Annotated in this window: 12 protein-coding genes; 5 read left to right on the top strand and 7 right to left on the bottom strand. The window is 36.9% G+C overall.

All coding sequences use genetic code 11. The features are described 5' to 3' along the window. The 5 genes from LDB17_RS12200 to LDB17_RS12180 all read left to right on the top strand — a co-directional run. Nucleotides 1-865: FecR family protein (locus tag LDB17_RS12200; protein ID WP_393925042.1), on the top strand; the 865-nt coding region annotated here is incomplete at its 5' end. 113 nt (nt 866-978) lie between these two features. Further along, a complete protein-coding gene (locus LDB17_RS12195; RefSeq protein WP_252639109.1) occupies nt 979-4,284 on the top strand; it encodes a TonB-dependent receptor in 3,306 nt (1,101 codons plus the stop codon). Nucleotides 4,285-4,296: 12 nt separating this feature from the next. Further along, complete coding sequence (locus tag LDB17_RS12190) at nt 4,297-5,940, top strand: RagB/SusD family nutrient uptake outer membrane protein (protein WP_252639110.1); 1,644 nt, start codon at nt 4,297-4,299, stop codon at nt 5,938-5,940. Nucleotides 5,941-6,068: 128 nt separating this feature from the next. Beyond that, the gene (locus tag LDB17_RS12185) at nt 6,069-8,696 is read left to right on the top strand and encodes a sugar-binding domain-containing protein (protein ID WP_252639111.1); all 2,628 of its coding nucleotides are present in this window, start codon (nt 6,069-6,071) and stop codon (nt 8,694-8,696) included. A gap of 230 nt (nt 8,697-8,926) precedes the next feature. Next, nucleotides 8,927-9,847 (top strand): AraC family transcriptional regulator, encoded by a 921-nt coding sequence (locus LDB17_RS12180; protein WP_252639112.1) that lies wholly within the window; start codon nt 8,927-8,929, stop codon nt 9,845-9,847. Between the two features lie 129 nt (nt 9,848-9,976). On the opposite strand, the gene rhaD is transcribed toward LDB17_RS12180, so the two are convergent. The 7 genes from rhaD to kdpC form a co-directional block, all read right to left on the bottom strand. After that, complete coding sequence (rhaD, locus tag LDB17_RS12175) at nt 9,977-10,777, bottom strand: rhamnulose-1-phosphate aldolase (protein ID WP_252639113.1); 801 nt, start codon at nt 10,775-10,777, stop codon at nt 9,977-9,979. A gap of 10 nt (nt 10,778-10,787) precedes the next feature. After that, a complete protein-coding gene (gene rhaT, locus LDB17_RS12170) occupies nt 10,788-11,816 on the bottom strand; it encodes an L-rhamnose/proton symporter RhaT (protein ID WP_252639114.1) in 1,029 nt (342 codons plus the stop codon). A 33-nt stretch (nt 11,817-11,849) separates the two neighbouring features. After that, a complete protein-coding gene (locus LDB17_RS12165; protein WP_252639115.1) occupies nt 11,850-13,109 on the bottom strand; it encodes an L-rhamnose isomerase in 1,260 nt (419 codons plus the stop codon). 10 nt (nt 13,110-13,119) lie between these two features. Next, the gene (locus LDB17_RS12160) at nt 13,120-14,598 is read right to left on the bottom strand and encodes a rhamnulokinase family protein (RefSeq protein WP_252639120.1); all 1,479 of its coding nucleotides are present in this window, start codon (nt 14,596-14,598) and stop codon (nt 13,120-13,122) included. 128 nt (nt 14,599-14,726) lie between these two features. Next, a complete protein-coding gene (locus LDB17_RS12155; RefSeq protein ID WP_252639126.1) occupies nt 14,727-15,410 on the bottom strand; it encodes a response regulator in 684 nt (227 codons plus the stop codon). Nucleotides 15,411-15,415: 5 nt separating this feature from the next. Beyond that, nucleotides 15,416-18,079, bottom strand: coding sequence for a DUF4118 domain-containing protein (locus LDB17_RS12150; protein ID WP_393925041.1), 2,664 nt, complete (start codon nt 18,077-18,079; stop codon nt 15,416-15,418). Between the two features lie 2 nt (nt 18,080-18,081). Then, nucleotides 18,082-18,657: a potassium-transporting ATPase subunit KdpC gene (gene kdpC / locus LDB17_RS12145; RefSeq protein ID WP_252639132.1), complete on the bottom strand. Its 576-nt coding sequence runs from the start codon at nt 18,655-18,657 to the stop codon at nt 18,082-18,084. Between the last annotated feature and the right edge of the window lie 124 nt (nt 18,658-18,781).

Below are 18,781 nucleotides of genomic sequence, written 5' to 3'. Positions count from 1 at the left end.
TGAGATGGATATGCGTTCTTTTAATGCAAAAGAAGGCTATGAAGAGCTTTTTGTTGATCATGAAATTCCATCAGATAAAATGTTTAATGAAATACTTGCCAGGGAAAGGCGGCGAAAATTGCGTCGTACAATATACAGAGCAGCTGCTATCGTCATACCATTTATTTTGTTGCTCGGATTGGGGTGGCAGGTTAATAAAAAAGTAGATCTTTTTGGTAAAACAGAGTATGTTGATGTATATGTACCTAAAGGTGAGCGATTACAGGTTCTGTTTCAGGATGGAACAAAAGCGTATCTGAATTCGGATACCCATTTGCGTTACCCTAAAAAGTTTAGTTTGTTTGACAGAAAAGTTTTTTTGAACGGAGAAGCCTATTTTACAGTAGATAAAAACCCTGACAGACCTTTTATTGTACAAATAGATGATGATATGGTAAAGGTCTATGGTACAGAGTTCAATGTTAAGGCATATTCTACCAGTAATCTAATATATTTAGCTTTGGATAATGGTAATATAAGCCTTATACCTTTTACAAAAGGACAATATTACATAAAGCCGGGAGAAAAACTTGCTTATGATCGAAAAACCGGTGAATGTAGAATTACGAAAAATGAGGATACAGGTTTTGTTTCGTTATGGAAAAAAGATATTCTCGCATTTAAAGATACACCTCTAAAAGATGTTATTGCAGATCTCGAACGTTGGTATAATGTTTCTTTTACAGTAGAAGACAGGCGAGCTTATATTTACTCATACACCATTGTTTCGGAGAACGTATCATTAGAGAAAATTTTAAAAGACTTAGAAAAGATCTCTCCTGTAAAATTTACTCTTGATGAAAACACGGTGATTGTCAGCATGTAATAGCCCTACTAAAATAAAATTATAAAAAAAATACACTTCCTAGTCATACTTTTTTTATCCTCGTGGGTCTATTATGTAAAGGACCTATTTTTTAACCTTAAAAAATGTAAACTATGAAACGTGTAATTTTAGCTTTTCTGGTTATGTTTCTGTGTACGACGATAACAGTGTCTGCACAAAAAGTAACTATGAATCTTCAGCAGGCGAAGCTGGAAAAAGTTTTATCAACAATTGCCGAACAGACAGGTTATACTTTTGCATATAGCCAGCCTGTAGTCAATACCGATAGAATTGTAAGCATTGAGGTAACAAACACAGACTTGCCTCAAGTGTTGCAGAAAGTTTTTTCTGGAACAAACATCTCTTACGAAATAAGAGATAAGAAAATCCTTCTTTCTGAAAAGAAAGACGTTAATCAGGATCCCAAGACAACACAACAAGCTCAAAAAATTACAGTAAAAGGAATTGCCCTAGATGAGGCCGGAGAACCTTTGATTGGTGCCAGTGTGTCAGAAAAAGGCACAACAAATGGAACGATGACAGGGGTAGATGGCGATTATAGCTTGACGGTTCCGGCAAATGCTACTCTTGTAATCACCTATGTTGGTTACCATCCACAAGAAGTCGCATTGAAAGGACAAACAACAATGGACTTTACATTAAAAGAAGATTCTCAAGTGCTTGATGAAGTAGTTGTTACAGCATTAGGTATAAAAAAGAAAGAAAAATCTTTAACTTATTCGACTCAAGTTGTCGGAGGAGATGAGCTGACAAGGACTAAGGATCCTAATATGATAACAGCCCTGGCTGGTAAAACTGCAGGGGTTCAAATTAATAGGAGTGCCTCAGGATTAGGTGGTTCGGCGAAAGTTGTTATTAGGGGGAATCGTTCCGCATCAGGAAATAACCAGCCTCTTTATGTAATTGATGGTGTTCCGATGAATAATGCAATTACAGATCAAACTTCTACTTCCATTGGAGGTACTAATGATGCCGGAAATCGTGATGGTGGTGATGGTATATCTAATCTGAATCCAGATGATATTGAATCAATGAATATACTGAAAGGGCCATCAGCTGCAGCTCTCTACGGAAGTCAGGCTGCTAACGGTGTTATCGTTATTACAACAAAGAAAGGGAAAGTGGGACGTACATCGATTAGCTTTAACTCTAATACAACATTTGATAATGCAGCTTATGGTATTCCTGATTTTCAAAATACTTATACCGGAGCAGAAAAGAGTTGGGGAGATAAGATTACAAAAGATTCAAAGTCCGACTACACAGGGGAGTTCTTTAATACTGGAATAACAACTATAAACTCAATTGCTTTAAGTTCAGGTTCGGAAAAGATGCAGACATATTTCTCTTATGCGAATACTTACGGTAAAGGAGTTATTGAGAATAATACTCTGAATAAACATAACTTTAACTTTCGTGAAACAGCAAACTTTTTCGATGATAAACTGACGCTTGACGCTAATATCAATTTATTATATCAAAGGTTAAATAATGGGTCTACACCAGGGGGATATTATATGAATCCATTGGTCGGTCTATATCATTTCCCAAGAGGTGGCGTTCAGGGAGGCGAGTCGTTCGATTATTATAAAAATAATTATCAGCGTTTTAACGAAAGTCGCAACTTATATGTACAGAATTGGTATGGTGGATTCTCAGATATGGATCAGAATCCTTATTGGTTAGTGAATAAAACCCCAAGTGAAGATGTTCGATTACGTACTATTGCAAATCTATCTGTAAATTACAAGATAACTAAAGATTTAAATATTCAGGCAAGAGGTACAGCTGATTATATATCAGATAAATATAATCAGAAGATGTATGTAGGGACTCATAACAATCTGGCTGGAGAAAATGGTAGATATATTACTTACGAAGCAACAATGCTAAGTACTTATGCGGATTTGTTAATGACTTATCAGAAAAAATTAAATGATAAATTTTCAGTATCTGCATCCTTCGGTACAAGTGTTACAGATCAACGAAATAAGTCGCTTCGATTAGACTCTCGTCCGAGTACCTTGTTCTTTCCAAATGTATTTACAGTTGCCAATATCGACCTGAATGGAGGTTATATTACAGAAGAGGATCTACATACTCAATCGCAATCTATCTTTTTTGCAGGACAAATAGGTTTTGCAGATTGTTTATTCCTTGATGTTACAGCAAGGAATGATTGGACTTCCACATTAGCATATACCAAAAGTGTAGATAATGGTTTCTTTTATCCTTCAGTAGGTTTGACATGGGTTATTAATGAAGCTGTTAAGCTTCCAGAATTCATTAGTTTTGGAAAAGTCAGAGGTTCTTGGGCAAAAGTAGGAAACGGTTTGCCTCCATATATTAGCCATCCAATCAATTCGATAGGTGCTGGTGGTTCTCTAATTCAAAATGGCTATGCTCCATTTACTGAATTGAAACCCGAGATGACAAAATCCTGGGAGTTTGGTACAGAATGGAAATTCTTGAATAACCGAATTGATTTTGATTTTACATTCTACAAAACGAATACAACAAATCAGTTGTTTACGATGCCTGCACCTTCAGGATCTGGTTATTCCTACTATTATATTAATGCAGGGGACATCGAAAATAAAGGTATAGAAATCGTATTAGGAGGTAGTCCGGTAATGACTAATGATTTTCTTTGGAAAACTTCAGTAAACTTTGCAAAGAATAGTAATAAGGTAAAAGAACTTGCTGAAGATCTGGATTTCTTTAAGTTTGGAGATCAAAATTCTAATAACTATCAGATGCGTTTATATAAAGGGGGAGCTTTTGGAGATATTTATGGTAGAACATTTGCTAGAGATGATAAAGGGAATATCTTGTATAACGATCAAGATCTTCCTTACGCATCAACAGGCGATTTTGAGAAAATAGCAAATAGTGCCCCTAAATTTAATTTAGGTTGGAGTAATACATTCAAATATAAAGACTTTACATTATATTTCCTTATAGATGGACGTTTTGGGGGCGATGTATTATCAATCACTCAAGCTGATCTTGATCTGTATGGTGTGACTAAAAGGACAGGAGATGATAGAAATAGAGGATATGTGAACTTTGATGGTAAACAAATCAAAGATGTAAAAGGGTTCTATGATGCTGTTGGCGGACGTAGTGGTATTACTGAATATTATGTGGAAAGTGCTACAAATATAAGGTTGAGAGAGCTATCCTTTGGCTATAGATTACCAGCAAAACTGTTTGTTAATAAGTTTGTAAGGGGTTGTGAACTTTCATTTGTTGGAAAAAATTTATTCTTCTTTAAGAATAATGCGTCGTATGATCCAGATGCATCTTTATCTACCGGAAATAACTTACAAGGTATAGATGTTTTTGGTATGCCATCATTGAGATCATTTGGATTTAATTTAAAATTAGACTTCTAAAATCTAGAAAATATGAAAAAGATATTAAAACATACAATTGTCGGATTTTTATTATTGGGATTAATCACTTCTTGTACTGATAGTTTTGAAGACCTCAATAAAAATAAGATAGGGATAGATGAAGAGCAACTTTCTTATGATTTTAACCAGATAGGGGCTTATTTTCCGGGAATGCAGCAAATGATATATTGCAATTTTAATTGGGGATGGGGTACAGACTGGACTTTTCAGGTAATGCAAAATCTAAACGCGGATATATTTTCTGGCTATCTATGCCCGGCAACAGCCTTTGGTGGTGTTACAAGTGATAACAGAACATATTCCTATAAGCCAGGATGGAGTGATCCTGCTTGGGATTATACATATGCTTATATGATGCCCAGTACGCTTATTGTTAAAAAAGAGTCGGAGAAAGATTATGACTTTTATGGACATTTTGATGCTATCAACAAAATACTAAAAGTAACAGCATTGGCTCGTTTATCTGATATATATGGGCCTGTTATCTACTCTACTTATGGAGATTCAAAAACAGGAGGTACATATGATTCTGTTGAAGAATTGTATAAGAATTTCTTTAAAGATCTAGATACAGCTGTTCAAGTACTTAATGAATATGTAAATGCAGAAGAGACTCGTAATGCAAAACCTTTTGCTAAATTTGATATGGCATACGGAGGAGATTATGTTAAATGGATACAATATGCCAATACATTACATCTTCGTTTAGCTATGCGTATTGTTAAAGCTGATCCCAATTTAGCTAAAACAGAAGCCGAGAAAGCTATAAAAGCTGCATATGGTTTGATAGAAGATAATAGTGGTAATTTTACTATTAGTGGAAAAGGATATTTTCATCCACTTACAGCAATTGCTAAATGGGGAGATACCTCTATAAGTGCTAATGTCGAATCAATTTTATCTGGATATCAAGACCCTCGTTTACAAGCCTATGCTTTACCCGTAAATGCAGGAGAACATATTGGTCAAATAAAAGGAATGCGTCAGGGAATTCATAATTTGGCAGAAAACAAGTATGTGCCTGGTGGAGATCCATTGCTTTATAAGATTTCTCCTCCTATTCATATGAATGATAACTCTATGCCTGCAATATTGCTGGTTGCTGCAGAAGCAGATTTTCTTCGCGCAGAGGGTGTCTTGAGAGGATGGAATATGGGAGGTGGTACAGCCAAGTCTTATTATGAATCAGGAATAACAAAATCTTTCAGTCAATGGAAAGTTTCTCTTAGCGATTACTTCAATAGTGATAAGCTTCCGGCAGCGTTTACAGATCAATTACAACCTGCTACAGAAAGTAGCCCCGCAGTATCTAAAGTTTCTCCAAAATGGGATGATGCTGCAAGTAATGAGATTAAACTAGAAAAAATTATTACTCAAAAATGGATTGCCGGATTTCCTGAGGGATATAATGCTTGGGCTGAATATCGCCGCACAGGCTATCCTAAATTATTCCCTATTACTAATAATACGAGCGGAGGTGCTGTTCCAACAGAAACGGGATTCCGTAGAGTTGAATTCTCTGAATCAGAAGTAAGTGGTAATGCAGAGGGAGTTGCTGATGCAATTAAAAAATTAGGAGGTCCAGATTTGCCTATAACTCGTATTTGGTGGGATGTGAACAAAGCCAATTTCTAATCAATTTTAATGTTTTTGGGGATAGAAGAATGCAAGATTATATCTTGCATTCTCTTTCTCCATATTTACAATTTTCTGTATATTTTCATCTACTAAGAAAAACAGATAAATTACTCAAGTCAAATGCCATGATTTACAAAAAACTATTATCAGTATTTATTTTATTATGTCTTCTTTTTTCGGTAAACTCTTGCCGTGAACAAGAGGAGAATATACATCAAAAAATTAATCTAGCTACTAACTGGTATATTCAATCGTCTGATAGCATAGAAGGTAAAGGACACTTTGTATCTAGTTCTCAACAGTCGATAGAGAATTGGTATAGAGCAACAGTTCCATCTACAGTGATGGGTGTTCTTACTACAAATGGAGTTTTTCCTGATATTTTTGTAGGAACAAATATTAAAGATATAGATAAAATCCAGTTTGATAAACCGTTCTGGTATCGTAATGAATTTGCATTGCCTGAGTTGAATAATAATCAGCATGTATCTCTTTGTTTCGATGGAATATCATATTATGCAAATATTTGGTTGAATGGAGAATTAATAGCCTCAAAAGATTCTATATATGGAACATACCGTCATTTCTCTTTTGATGTAACCCCACATGTAAAATCAGATAATAATGTTTTAGCTGTAGAAGTTTTTAGAGCCCGCCCCGGAGATCCTAATACAGGATTTGCCGATTGGAATCCTCGCCCGGCTGACGAAAGTATGGGAATATACAGAGATGTATATTTATCTATAACAGGTAATGTAAGATTGAATAATACATATGTGAAACCTGAAGTAAATACTGAAACGTTAGAGGAAGCGTGGCTTACAATAGAAACTGAAGTTGAAAATCTTACAGATCAGGAAATTTCAGGAGATTTGGTGGGAGAAATAGAATCGAAAGAATTTTCTTATTCGGTTACTTTGGCTCCTTACGAAAAGAAAAAAGTAAAGATAACATCGGTTGAGGCGGCAATATTACACATCAAAAATCCTCGACTTTGGTGGTGCAATAATATGGGTAGCCCCGAACTTTACAATCTGGACTTAAAATTTAAAACAGATAATACTGTATCAGACAGAGAAGATATAACCTTTGGTATACGTCAAATAGAATCTTATCTGACAAAAGAAGGATATAGAGGTTTTAAACTAAACGGAAAGAACGTTTTGCTAAAAGCAGCCGGATGGACAGACGATATATTTCTGCGCGATACTCCTGAGAGCAACGAAATACAGGTGCAGTATGTCAAAGACATGAATATGAACATGATTCGCTTCGAAAGTTTTTGGGCTACAAGCTCTAATATATATGATTTGTGTGATAAATACGGAATAATGGCTGTTGTAGGTTGGAGTTGCCAATGGGAGTGGGAGGCATATTTTGGAAAACCATGTGATGAAATGTATGGTTGTATACTCACCGATAAAGAAATTGATCTTATTGCAGAATCTTTCTCCACACAAGTGCTATGGTTGCGCAATCATCCGAGTATTATATCTTGGATGCCTGGAAGTGATATGCTTCCGACCCCAAAATTGGAAGAGAAATATTTGGCATTCTTAAAAGAGTCAGATAACAGAATCTATGTAGGTGCTGCAAAAGAGAGGACTAGTGAACTGTCGGGTAAAACAGGAACTAAAATGGCGGGGCCTTATGAGTATGTAGGACCAAACTATTGGTATATTGATACTCTTTATGGTGGTGCATTTGGCTACAATACCGAAACAGGAATAGGAGCACAACTTCCGGTTTTAGAATCGATCAAGAAATTTATACCTGAAGATAAAATGTGGCCGCTAAATGATACTTGGAATTTCCATTGTACGACCTCTACAGCTGCAATGAACTCGTTGAAAGAACTGACAACTGTTATAAATAATAAATACGGACAGGCTAAAAATCTGGAAGATTATCTAATGAAGGCTGATCTTGTCAATTACGATGGCACTCGAGCTATGTTTGAAGCATTTAGAGTAAATATAGGCAAAACCACAGGTATTGTTCAATGGATGTTAAACTCAGCATGGCCATCTTTGTATTGGCAAATGTACGATTATTACAAAGTGCCTACGGCTGCTTATTATTCTGTGAAGAAGGCGAATCTACCGCTTCAGCTAATCTATAATTATGGAAATAATAGTATATATGCCGTTAATGAACAGCTAAAAGACATAAGCGGTTACAAGGCTATTGTACAGGTTTTTGATATAAACTCTACCGTAAAAGAGAAAAAAGAAATACTATTAGATATCAGAACAAATACATCTGTCAATATTTTACAACTAGCACCTCTAAAAGAAAATATATTTCTTGCTTTAGAAATATTCAATCAGCAAGGTGAGGTGGTCGCTGATAATTTCTATTGTTTATCTTCTAAGCCAGATGAATATTTGTGGGATAAAACCGACTGGGTGCATACTCCTGCTAAAAGTTATGCGGATTTCAAGAGTTTATCTACTTTAAAAACAGTTGAGTTAGATATTCAGACAAACAAAAAGGCAGAGCAGGATAATATAATTTATACTGTAGAGATAAAAAACCCATCAGATAAAATAGCATTTATGGTAAATCTGAAATTAAAGGATAACAGAGGAGAGATGATTACCCCTGCTTTCTGGTCCGACAATTATATAAGTATATTACCCGGACAAAAGAAAATCCTGGAATGTAAGGTAAATAAAGGTACTATTAGTAACAATAATATAAAGTTGGATATTAAAGGGTGGAACAGCCCGTTGTTGGAGGTTAATATTTAAGGCGCAATTGAATGTAAATTGAAAAACCACTATTATTTGAGAGAACCCTAAAAGTTGACAACTTTTAGGGTTTATTTATATACATGGGTCTCTGATACATTAGACAAATTGATATATAGATTGTAAGAAATGATATTTTTACCATTATTCATACTCAAATGTGCCTCAATCTAAATGTTTTGCTTTTAATTTGTACTCATAATCTTTGCCTTATTCTTTTTTGATATTACATGAAAAATTCAATTCATCTGAAATATTTAATAGTGAATGAAAGCGACCAGCTTTGGGGCTTGACAATTAATTCTGTGGGATATCAGTCTATTACGCCTCAGACGGTATATCCTCCAAGAAATCATCCTACACGCTACTTGTTCTCAACAGAAAGGGGGCGTATTCTGGATGAATATCAGTTATTATATATAACAAAAGGGAGTGGAAAATTTATTTCTAATAGCATCGAAACAAAAAGATTCCAATCGGTAAAGGACGGAACTATATTTTTACTGTTTCCCGGAGAGTGGCATAATTATATGCCGGACAAAAACATCGGTTGGGATGAATATTGGATTGGTTTTAACGGAATAAATATTGATAATAGGGTTGCCAATGGATTTTTCAATCAAAAGAAACCAATTTTTCAGGTCGGGTTAAACGATCAGATCGTAGCTTTATACAAACAGGCAATTGAAATAGCAGCAGAACAAAAATCAGGGTTTCAACAAATGTTGGCCGGAATAGTCAATCACTTGTTAGGGTTGGCATATTCTTTAGATAAGAATTATTCCTATGAAGGTTCCGAAGTTATAAATCACGTAAACAAAGCAAAAATACTGATTCTTGAAAATTTCAGAGATATAAAACCGAAGGATATTGCAAACGAATTGAATATGAGCTATTCCAGCTTTCGTAAGGTTTTTAAAGAATACACCGGATTTGCACCTTTGCAATATATTCAGGAACTAAAAATACAAAAGTCGAAAGAGCTATTGACCAATACCGCCATTCCTGTGAAAGAAATTGCTTATCTGATGGGATTTGAAAATCAAGAGTATTTTTTTACTGCATTCAAAAAGAAAACAAATATTACTCCTTTAGAGCATAGAAGATTTACTCAGGGAGTATGGGAAGATAAAACGAATAATGGGTTTTAGCCTTCGGCCTGTCATAATAATCTTTGTATCATTTTTTTATCCCTTAAAATAGAATCCATCCAGATTTTTCTTTTTCATATTGTTATGTAAGAAAATCCGGATGGATTCATTATTAGTCTTATAGCTGTATCAAATCTGTATATTAAAAGGTTCTATCAGACCTTTTATTTGTTCTTTGGTTAATCCCTCAGGTGTGTATCCGCAAGTTTTGGCAAATGCATATATCTGCGCCGACTTAGAAAGTGTGTCGATCAAATCGAACGTATCTGTCAGATTCTCACCCACGGCAAATACTCCATGCTTTTCCCAAATTACAATATCATGTTTATCGAGTACCGGAAGTGTTATTTGCGCTATAGCTGTAGTTCCGGGCACTTCGTAAGGCACAAGACCTATACCTCGAGGTACAACGATAAACGTTTCAGGGTGCATTCCCCATAATAGATCGTTCAAAGCCTCGCTGCTTTTCAGCTCAGGAATATGGGATAATGCAATAAGATCTGTTGGATGAGTATGTAATACCAGCCTGTTTTTTGATCCTTTTTTCTTGAATGAAGATAAAATAGAAAAATGTGAGGCTAATTCAGATGTTGGCTTTACGTTTTCTACTGCGATAACATCATAAGAGTTGCCATCTTTGGAAACTCTCACGATAGAGCCATTTTTTAAAGGGTCTTTTGCCACATCTCGCATTCGTTTTCCTGTTCCGGTTACGTAGAAAAAGTCACCGGACAATTCTATCATATTCTTAGGAAGCTGAAAACTTGACAAAGGGGGTATGTCTTTGTTTTCATCTCCGACAATATCAGTTATATTTATTGAAATATTTCCGGCATTGCGTTCTGCCCATCCTTTTTGCCACAGATAACCCGCAATTTCGGCTACTTCATCAAGCTGTTCTTTCAGCTTATCGTTAATATTAAAAATCATTTTCTATTATTTAAAGTTGTGGATAAATTATCGAAAATATCAAAATTGCTAATCCTGTTACAAGTATTACAATCGTCTTTTTCTTTACACCTTGCCATTCTTTGAGTATGATACCCCAAATATTACTAAACAAGACATTGAGTGACATCAGGATGCTCCACGAAAAAGCCATCATAACACTTCCCGGCTCGAAGAAGCTTTGCCCTACTCCTAATCCGAAAAACTGAGAATACCATAATAGCCCTGCCAAATCGCAGAATATTAGGTTGTTAATCCAGTTGGATGCTGTGATTGTCGTATAATCTTTGAAACTCTTATTCTTATAGTTTTGAAACAAGCAGTAGCATGCATTTGTAACAAATCCTCCAATAGTGACAAGGAATATAATGGGGTTCAAAGTCAACAAGCTTTCTGAGCCCAATGAGAGGATGTGAGCCTTAATAGGTGCTCCGGCTTCGAGACCAAGATTGAAGCAGGCACTCATTACTCCGGCTAATATTGCAATGAGTAAGCCTTTCTTTAAGGCAAAATCTTTTACAGCCTTTTTCTTTTCAACCTCACTCATGTTGCTCGACTTCAATGCTCCTGCATACCCGATAACGGCTATCCCTGCAATGGCAATACTCACTCCGGTAAGTAGAACCAATCCTTCGCCACTAAACAGATCTTGCCCTTTGAGCAAAGCCGGAATTAACGTTCCGAATGCCGAACATGTACCCAAAGCGAGAGACTGCCCTAACGCAATTCCCAGATAACGCATGCTCAGGCCAAATGTTAAACCTCCAATTCCCCAAAGAATTCCATAGCCGACAGATTTATAAACAGCGACGCTTTGCTGTAAATAAACATCGAAAAGGGACAGCCCGTCCGGCATTGCCAGGAGTGCTCCGACAAAAGGAAAAACCAACCAAGCAAAAATACCTTGTATCAGCCAAAAACACTCCCATGACCAATTTTTTACTTTATTGATCGGAACATAAGAACTGGACTGCCCCAAGCTCCCTATTGCAATTATAACCAAACCTATTATTGTATTCATACTAAGAATGCTTTTTTCGCTTTACAGATATTTTTATATCCTTTTAGCTGTTACATCTTTTTCATACTGTTGTACTTCCCTAATATAGTTTTCTCCTACAGCGATGTTATTCTTGAGACAGAAATAGTCCCAAACAGCATTCCAAGGCAGAGCTTTGGCTTCTTCAAGAAGTGCAAGACGTTCAAAATATTGTTCGTTGGCTTCGTAGTCCCGTAATGTTGCTATTGGCTCAAGCAAAGCTTGTAATAGAGCTTTCTGTGTAGCTCGTATGCCGATCACGTATGCACCTATACGGTTGATAGATGCATCGAAGAAATCGAGACCTATATGTACACGATTCAATGCATCTGCCCGGATAATTTCTTTTGCCAGTTCGATAACATCATCATTCAGTATAACTACATGATCCGAATCCCAGCGAATAGGACGACTTACGTGTAGCATTATCTCGGGAGTATATAATAGTAATGATGAGATTTTGTCTGCCACATTTTCGGAAAGATGGAAGTGGCCTGTATCCAATGTTACTATTTTTTGTTTCTTTGCTCCATAACCCAGGTAGAAATCATGAGAGCCTACTGTATAACTCTCCAGTGCAATGCCAAAAAGTTTAGACTCTAGACAATCTTTCATATTGAGATATTCTGTCGCAAATATATCATCTAATGATTGTTCCAATATCTGACGATATTTGTAGCGGTTTACTGTCAGGTCTTTCATACCATCATGTATCCACAAGTTCATGATACACGGATCATTTTGGAATTTACCCATTTCCTCAGCCACAGCACGACAACGCTTTGTATGTTCAATCCAGAAGTCGCGAATCGCTTTGTCAGGATTTGCAAGTGTTAAATCTCCGCTTTTAGGATGGCCGAATGAGGTAGAGTTGAAATCCAGTTTTAAAGAATTTTCTGTAGCCCATTGCATCCAACCCCTAAAATGAGAAGGTTCGACCTGATCTCTGTCTACTGCTTTATTGCCAAATTCACCATATATCTCATGTAGGTTTAAACGATGGTTTCCTCCTACTAGGGTTAACACTTTTTCAATATCGGAACGTAACTCGTCAATATTACGAGCTTTACCCGGATAATTTCCCGTAGCCTGAATACCGCCGCCTCCTACATTTGTCAGATTTTCAAACCCCGTTACATCGTCAGCCTGCCAACAGTGAATAGAGATTGCAACATCTTGTAATGTCTTAAGTGCAGCTTCTACATCAACGCCTATTTCCGAATAGCGTTCTTTTGCTATTTCAAAAGACTTTAATACTAATTCATTTTTTTTCATGGTCACTTCTTTATTTTTCTATTAATTTCAAAAATTTTTCGTAAGCGTTATTCCACAATTCAGTATCTTGTGGTTCATAAGATTCAAGGGTAAATGACTCGTTGATTATAGTTCTTATCTCCTTAAGAGACTTTACCAAGCCCAATCCTTTGGCCTGCATCATGATATTTCCTATGGCTGTAGCTTCGTACGGGCCAGCTACAATGGGAAGACCTGTTGCATTAGCTGTAAACTGGTTTAATAATTTATTTTGTGAGCCGCCACCTATAATATGTAAAACTTCGATAGCGTGAGGAGATAATTCGCAAAGGCAACTTAATACATATTTATATTTTAAAGCAAGGCTTTCAAAAATACAACGTATAAATTCAGCATCTTCTTTTGGTGCACTTTGTCCGGTTTCGGTACAGAATTTTATAATAGATTCTATCATACTCTCCGGATTGGCAAAGACGGCATTGTCCGGATCAACAAAGCATTGAAAGCCTTTTGCTGTTTTTGCCATTTTTATAATCTCATCGTAAGTGTAGGTACGTCCTAACTGTTCCCATTCTTTACGGCATTGCTCCAGCAGCCACATGCCTGTGATGTTTTTTAGAAAACGAATTGTACCTTCAACCCCACCTTCGTTTGTAAAGTTCATTTTATATGATTGCTCATTTATAATGGGCTCATCTACTTCTATGCCCATCAACGACCATGTGCCGGAACTTATATATGCAAATTTCTTATTCTTTGCAGGTATTGAAACAATAGCAGACGCAGTGTCATGACCTGCTACTGCAATTATCGGAATTGTATTTAATCCACACTCTTTAGCTATTGAGTCTCGAAGCAATCCGACTACTTTCCCCGGTTTTATTAGTGGAGGAATGACAGAGGGATGTACTTCTATCGCTTCTAGTAGTTTATTCTCGATCTTTTTTGTTAACGGATTAAGAAACTGAGAAGTAGAAGCTATAGTATATTCACAGGCTTTGTTCCCACTCAAAAGATAAGATAACGCATCGGGAAGAAACAATATCTCTTTTGCAGATTGTAATGCCGCCGATTTTTCCATCTTGGCAGCATATAGTTGGAATAAACTGTTAAAGTTCATGATTTGTATTCCGGTAAGCTTGTATACTTCTTCTTTTGGGATGAGTTTGAAGTATTTTTCAGGACTTCTTTCTGTATATGGATCTCGGTAAGAACGAGGAAGACTCAATATTGTTCCGTCTTCGGCCACATAGACAAAATCGACTCCCCATGTATCTATACCTATTGCATTAATTGCTATATCCAAAGACGATGCTGCTCGCATGCCTTCCTTTATGGAGTTGTATATAGAATATATATTCCAGTAGTACTTTCCTTGTATCTGTAATATATCATTGCCAAACCGGGTCAACTCTCGCAATTCCAATTTTCCATTATCAAACGTTCCGAGTATAGAACGTCCGCTAGTTGCTCCCAAGTCAAAAGCTAAAAAGTTGAAAGTGTTATTCATGTTTTAAAATTTCTATTCATCACAAAAGTAGATTATAGAAATTTCAAAAAATTACACAATATGATTTTGATATTTTACAATATGATTTAAATAATGAATAGTGCTAGTTGTAAAGGCGGGGCTTATATTTATAACCCGAACCGATATCCTATACCTGATTCGGTAACTAATAGAGTCGGTTTAGTGGGATTGTCTTCTATCTTTTTTCTCAATTGGGCAACAAACACACGCAGATATTGGGTTTGCTCTACATATCCATATCCCCATACTTCTTTGAGTATATACTGATGGGTGAGCACACATCCTTGGTTTTTAACAAATAAACTTAGTAATGAGAACTCTGTTGGTGTTAGGTCTAATAATTCATCTTTTTTCTTCGCAATGTGGTTTGCTATATCCACAGAGAGATCTCCAATTTGAAATACAGGACTCTCGTTTACCATTTGCCCCTGTCTTAGTGATGCTCGTATGCGGGCAAGCAGCTCTCCTGTTCTAAAAGGTTTTGAGAGGTAATCATTTGCTCCCTTATCGAGAGCATGTACAATATCTTCTTCCGAATTGCGTACCGATAAAATAATTATTGGCTTATAAAACCACTCCCTCAGATTTTTCAATACATCTATTCCGTCGATATCAGGTAAACCCAAATCGAGGATAATAAGTGAGGGTTGGTGTGAAGCCGCCATCAGAAGTCCCTCTTTACCCGTGGTGGCCTCTATCGTTTTGTATTCGCTGGCCGAAAGAGTTATTTCCAATAGTCGGCGTATTTGAGTTTCGTCGTCTATAATCAGAATCGTATCTGTATTATTCATCCTGCTTATGCGTTTATGTAAGATACTTTTGTCGGTATTTTTATTGTGAAGCGTGCCCCTCCATTCTGCCTGTTTTCTACACTTATTGTCCCTTTATGAGCTTCAACAAATCCTTTAGCAATAGATAGCCCCAATCCTAACCCACCTGTTGTTTTATGTCCTGTTTTGAAGAACTTATTGAAGACAAAAGGTAGTGTGTCAGGTGCAAAACCTGGCCCTCGATCCATTTCCTGGATAATCAGATATTCATTATCATAGAAAGACTTCAAGCGGATTGATGTTCCCGGGGTTGAGTATTTACATGAATTATATACTAAATTATGCAATACCTGTTCCATCAGCCCGAAATCGAGTTTGACTAAAGGCATTGTTTGCGGTACAACAATATCCAACCGGTAAGGTTTCAGTTCGTCTCGTAGATTATCCGTTACTTTGTTAAACAAATCATTCATGTCGCACCAATCGGTATGCAATGTAATCTTTCCTGTCTCGAGGCGCGATATATTCAATAGATTTTCTACCAGACGGTTCAGCCGTCCCGATGCTGTGAGTATTTCGTTATATAGCTCCTTGCGTACTTTTTCGGGATGTGAATCGGCTAGGAGAGTGTCCGATGCTCCCATAATTGTAGCAATCGGAATCCTTAACTCATGAGATATGGAGTTGAATAGTGTTTTGTACAACTTATCAGACTCGTCAAGCAGATTTGCTTTTTTTGCTTGTTGAGCAAGATCATGATGCTCCAACGTATTCGATATTTGTGTAAGGAATGTATCCCAAAATAGCTCAGTCTCTCCGTTAAATTTCTTTTTAGGTTTTATCGCAACAACTCCCGCTTTCGTTTTCATTCCTTTCAAAGGATAGAAAGTATATTCACTTAAAGAAAGAGTGTCAGTGTATTTTCCTGCCTTTTTCGAATGTTTGAAAACCCATTGTGCAATACTATATTCCGATTCCGTAAAGTCTCCCGGCTTCGCATTTTGTTGTTTTTTCTTTAATCTACCTTCTCCATCTTGAAGAAGAAAATATGCATCTACGCCAAAATAGTTGTTTATATCTTCTTTAGAAACCTCTAAAATCTTTTTTGTGTTTTCTGCATTTACAAGTTGTTTGGTCAGGTGAAATAAAGCGTTTGTTTTTTCGGCTCTCTTGCGTGTCAATCGTTCCTGCTTCCTTACTTTGGCTGTTAGTGTTCCCGTCACTAATGCTACCGCAAAGAACATACAGAATGCCAATAAATCCTCGGGTTGAGTTATCTTTAATGTATATTGGGGTGTTATGAAAAAGAAATCCCATGCTACGGCGCTTACTGCCGAAGCCATCATGATAGGACCCAAGCGGAAAAACATGGATAGGATGAGGATTACAAATAGTAGAATAAAAGATATCGACTGATACCCTGTCTCCCTAACAATAGGTAAGCAAAGCAAAACAGTAGCCAATACGGCTATAAAAGCTATGATGTAATGTTTGTATGACGATGAAAAATCCGGATAAGAAACTAACTTTCTTTTATATTGTTTTGCTTCAAACCCCGGTTCTATAACGTAAATGTCTATTTCTCCACTTTCTTTTAGTAACCGATTGACAAAGTTGTCACGAGAAAATAGCGATGAAAAGAAACTCTGTTTGCCCGATTTACCAATAATAATATGCGTAATGTTTTCTTTATGTGCAATATCCAGTGTCGTGGAGACGAGGTCGCTTCCTGAGGTTATTATTACTTCTGCACCAAACTCTCGGGCAAGATCAATATTTTTAGATAATTGTTCTTGTTGCTCTTCATTCAGCACCTGTGTGTTTTCCACATGCAAAGCGACGAGGTCTGCACCCATCGTATATGATAAATTTTTTGCCCATCGTATCAGCTTGGCAGAAGATTTACTTGGCCCTACAAGAACCAGCAGATGCAACCCCGACTTCCACGGACCAGCTATTTGTTTCTGCTGCATGTAAGATTTAAGCTGTTTATCTACCCTGTCGGCAACAAGGCGGAGCGACATCTCACGCAATGCTGTTATATTCCCTTTCCTGAAAAAGTTTTTTGCGGCTTCTTTCGATTCCGGTAAGGCGTATATCTTGCCTTCTGCCAAGCGGTCGAGAAGAACATTTGGAGTGATGTCGATCAACTCCACATCATCTGCCATTTCAAACAGCTCGTCCGGAATAGTCTCTTTAACGGTTACCCCAGTTATCTGGGCTACGGTATCGTTTCTACTCTCCAGATGTTGGATATTGACAGTAGTATATACATTTATACCATTGTCGAGTAACTCTTGTATATCCTGATAACGTTTTGCATGGCGACTTCCTTCTGCATTGGTATGTGCGAGCTCATCTACCAAAACCAGATAAGGATGTCTCAAAATAATGGCATCCAAATCCATCTCCTCAAGAGAAGTTCCTTTATATTCTATTTTTGTACGGGGGATAATTTCGAGCCCCTCTAATAGGGCGCTTGTTTCAGGTCGGTTGTGAGACTCTATATATCCTACCACCACATCAACTCCTTTCGACAAATCTATATGTGCCGTCTGTAGCATCGAATAGGTTTTGCCTACACCGGGAGACATTCCGAAAAATATCTTCAACTTCCCACGTTTCTTGATTTCCTCTTCCTGATTTATCGAAGTTAAAAGCTTATCAGGATCAGGACGATTTTCTTCCATTTTCATTTCAACTTATCCAGTTCCAAATTTAGCATAAAAACATTTACTCTCTTACATCCGAATATACCAAATTGAGGTGACTCTATCACTTTATCTACTAACATATTTAGTTTTTGCTTTTGTCCTTCCGAAAATCCTCGGGCTTCAGATATGCGTTGTATTTGTATCTTTGCTGCCTCGGGCGAGATATGCGGATCTAATCCACTAGCCGAAGCGAATAACAAATCTGCTGGGACGATGGTTTCATTAGATAATTTATTCTTTGTGATGATGCCTGTTTTTCGTATTTGCACAAGCTCGTATAGCTTCTTACTTGTCAGGCTGAGGTTCGAGCCTCCCGATGCCAGCGTGTTATAATCCGTTGCCGATGGTCGGGGATTGAAATAGATAGCTGTATCTGTTTTTTGACCGATTAGTTCACTCCCTCGCAATATGCCATTGACCTCAACTAATGAGCCATTGGCCTTTGATGGAAAAGCCAATTGAGCAATTCCGGTTATGAACAAAGGATAGATAACGCCTAAAAGCAGAGTCATTATTCCCAATATTTTTAATGATATAATTAATTGACTTTTCATATTTGTTCAGAATATTTGTAATAACATATCTATTAGTTTGATTCCAATAAAAGGTGTTGCAATACCACCAAGCCCATAAATACAGAGCTGAATCACCATCTAAATCTCTACTCCGTAATCTTTG

Origin of the sequence: Dysgonomonas sp. Shenzhen-Wh21 (assembly GCF_043392705.1) — a bacterium.
In the GTDB taxonomy this organism is placed as follows: Bacteria; Bacteroidota; Bacteroidia; order Bacteroidales; family Dysgonomonadaceae; genus Dysgonomonas.
This window is presented reverse-complemented; position numbering and strand designations above follow the sequence as displayed.

Coding starts and splice junctions, on each gene's coding strand:
- LDB17_RS12195 (WP_252639109.1), top strand. CDS start 979: ATGAAACGTGTAATTTTAGCTTTTCTGGTTATGTTTCTGTGTACGACG.
- LDB17_RS12190 (WP_252639110.1), top strand. CDS start 4,297: ATGAAAAAGATATTAAAACATACAATTGTCGGATTTTTATTATTGGGA.
- LDB17_RS12185 (WP_252639111.1), top strand. CDS start 6,069: ATGATTTACAAAAAACTATTATCAGTATTTATTTTATTATGTCTTCTT.
- LDB17_RS12180 (WP_252639112.1), top strand. CDS start 8,927: ATGAAAAATTCAATTCATCTGAAATATTTAATAGTGAATGAAAGCGAC.
- rhaD (WP_252639113.1), bottom strand. CDS start 10,777: ATGATTTTTAATATTAACGATAAGCTGAAAGAACAGCTTGATGAAGTA.
- rhaT (WP_252639114.1), bottom strand. CDS start 11,816: ATGAATACAATAATAGGTTTGGTTATAATTGCAATAGGGAGCTTGGGG.
- LDB17_RS12165 (WP_252639115.1), bottom strand. CDS start 13,109: ATGAAAAAAAATGAATTAGTATTAAAGTCTTTTGAAATAGCAAAAGAA.
- LDB17_RS12160 (WP_252639120.1), bottom strand. CDS start 14,598: ATGAATAACACTTTCAACTTTTTAGCTTTTGACTTGGGAGCAACTAGC.
- LDB17_RS12155 (WP_252639126.1), bottom strand. CDS start 15,410: ATGAATAATACAGATACGATTCTGATTATAGACGACGAAACTCAAATA.
- LDB17_RS12150 (WP_393925041.1), bottom strand. CDS start 18,079: ATGGAAGAAAATCGTCCTGATCCTGATAAGCTTTTAACTTCGATAAAT.
- kdpC (WP_252639132.1), bottom strand. CDS start 18,657: ATGAAAAGTCAATTAATTATATCATTAAAAATATTGGGAATAATGACT.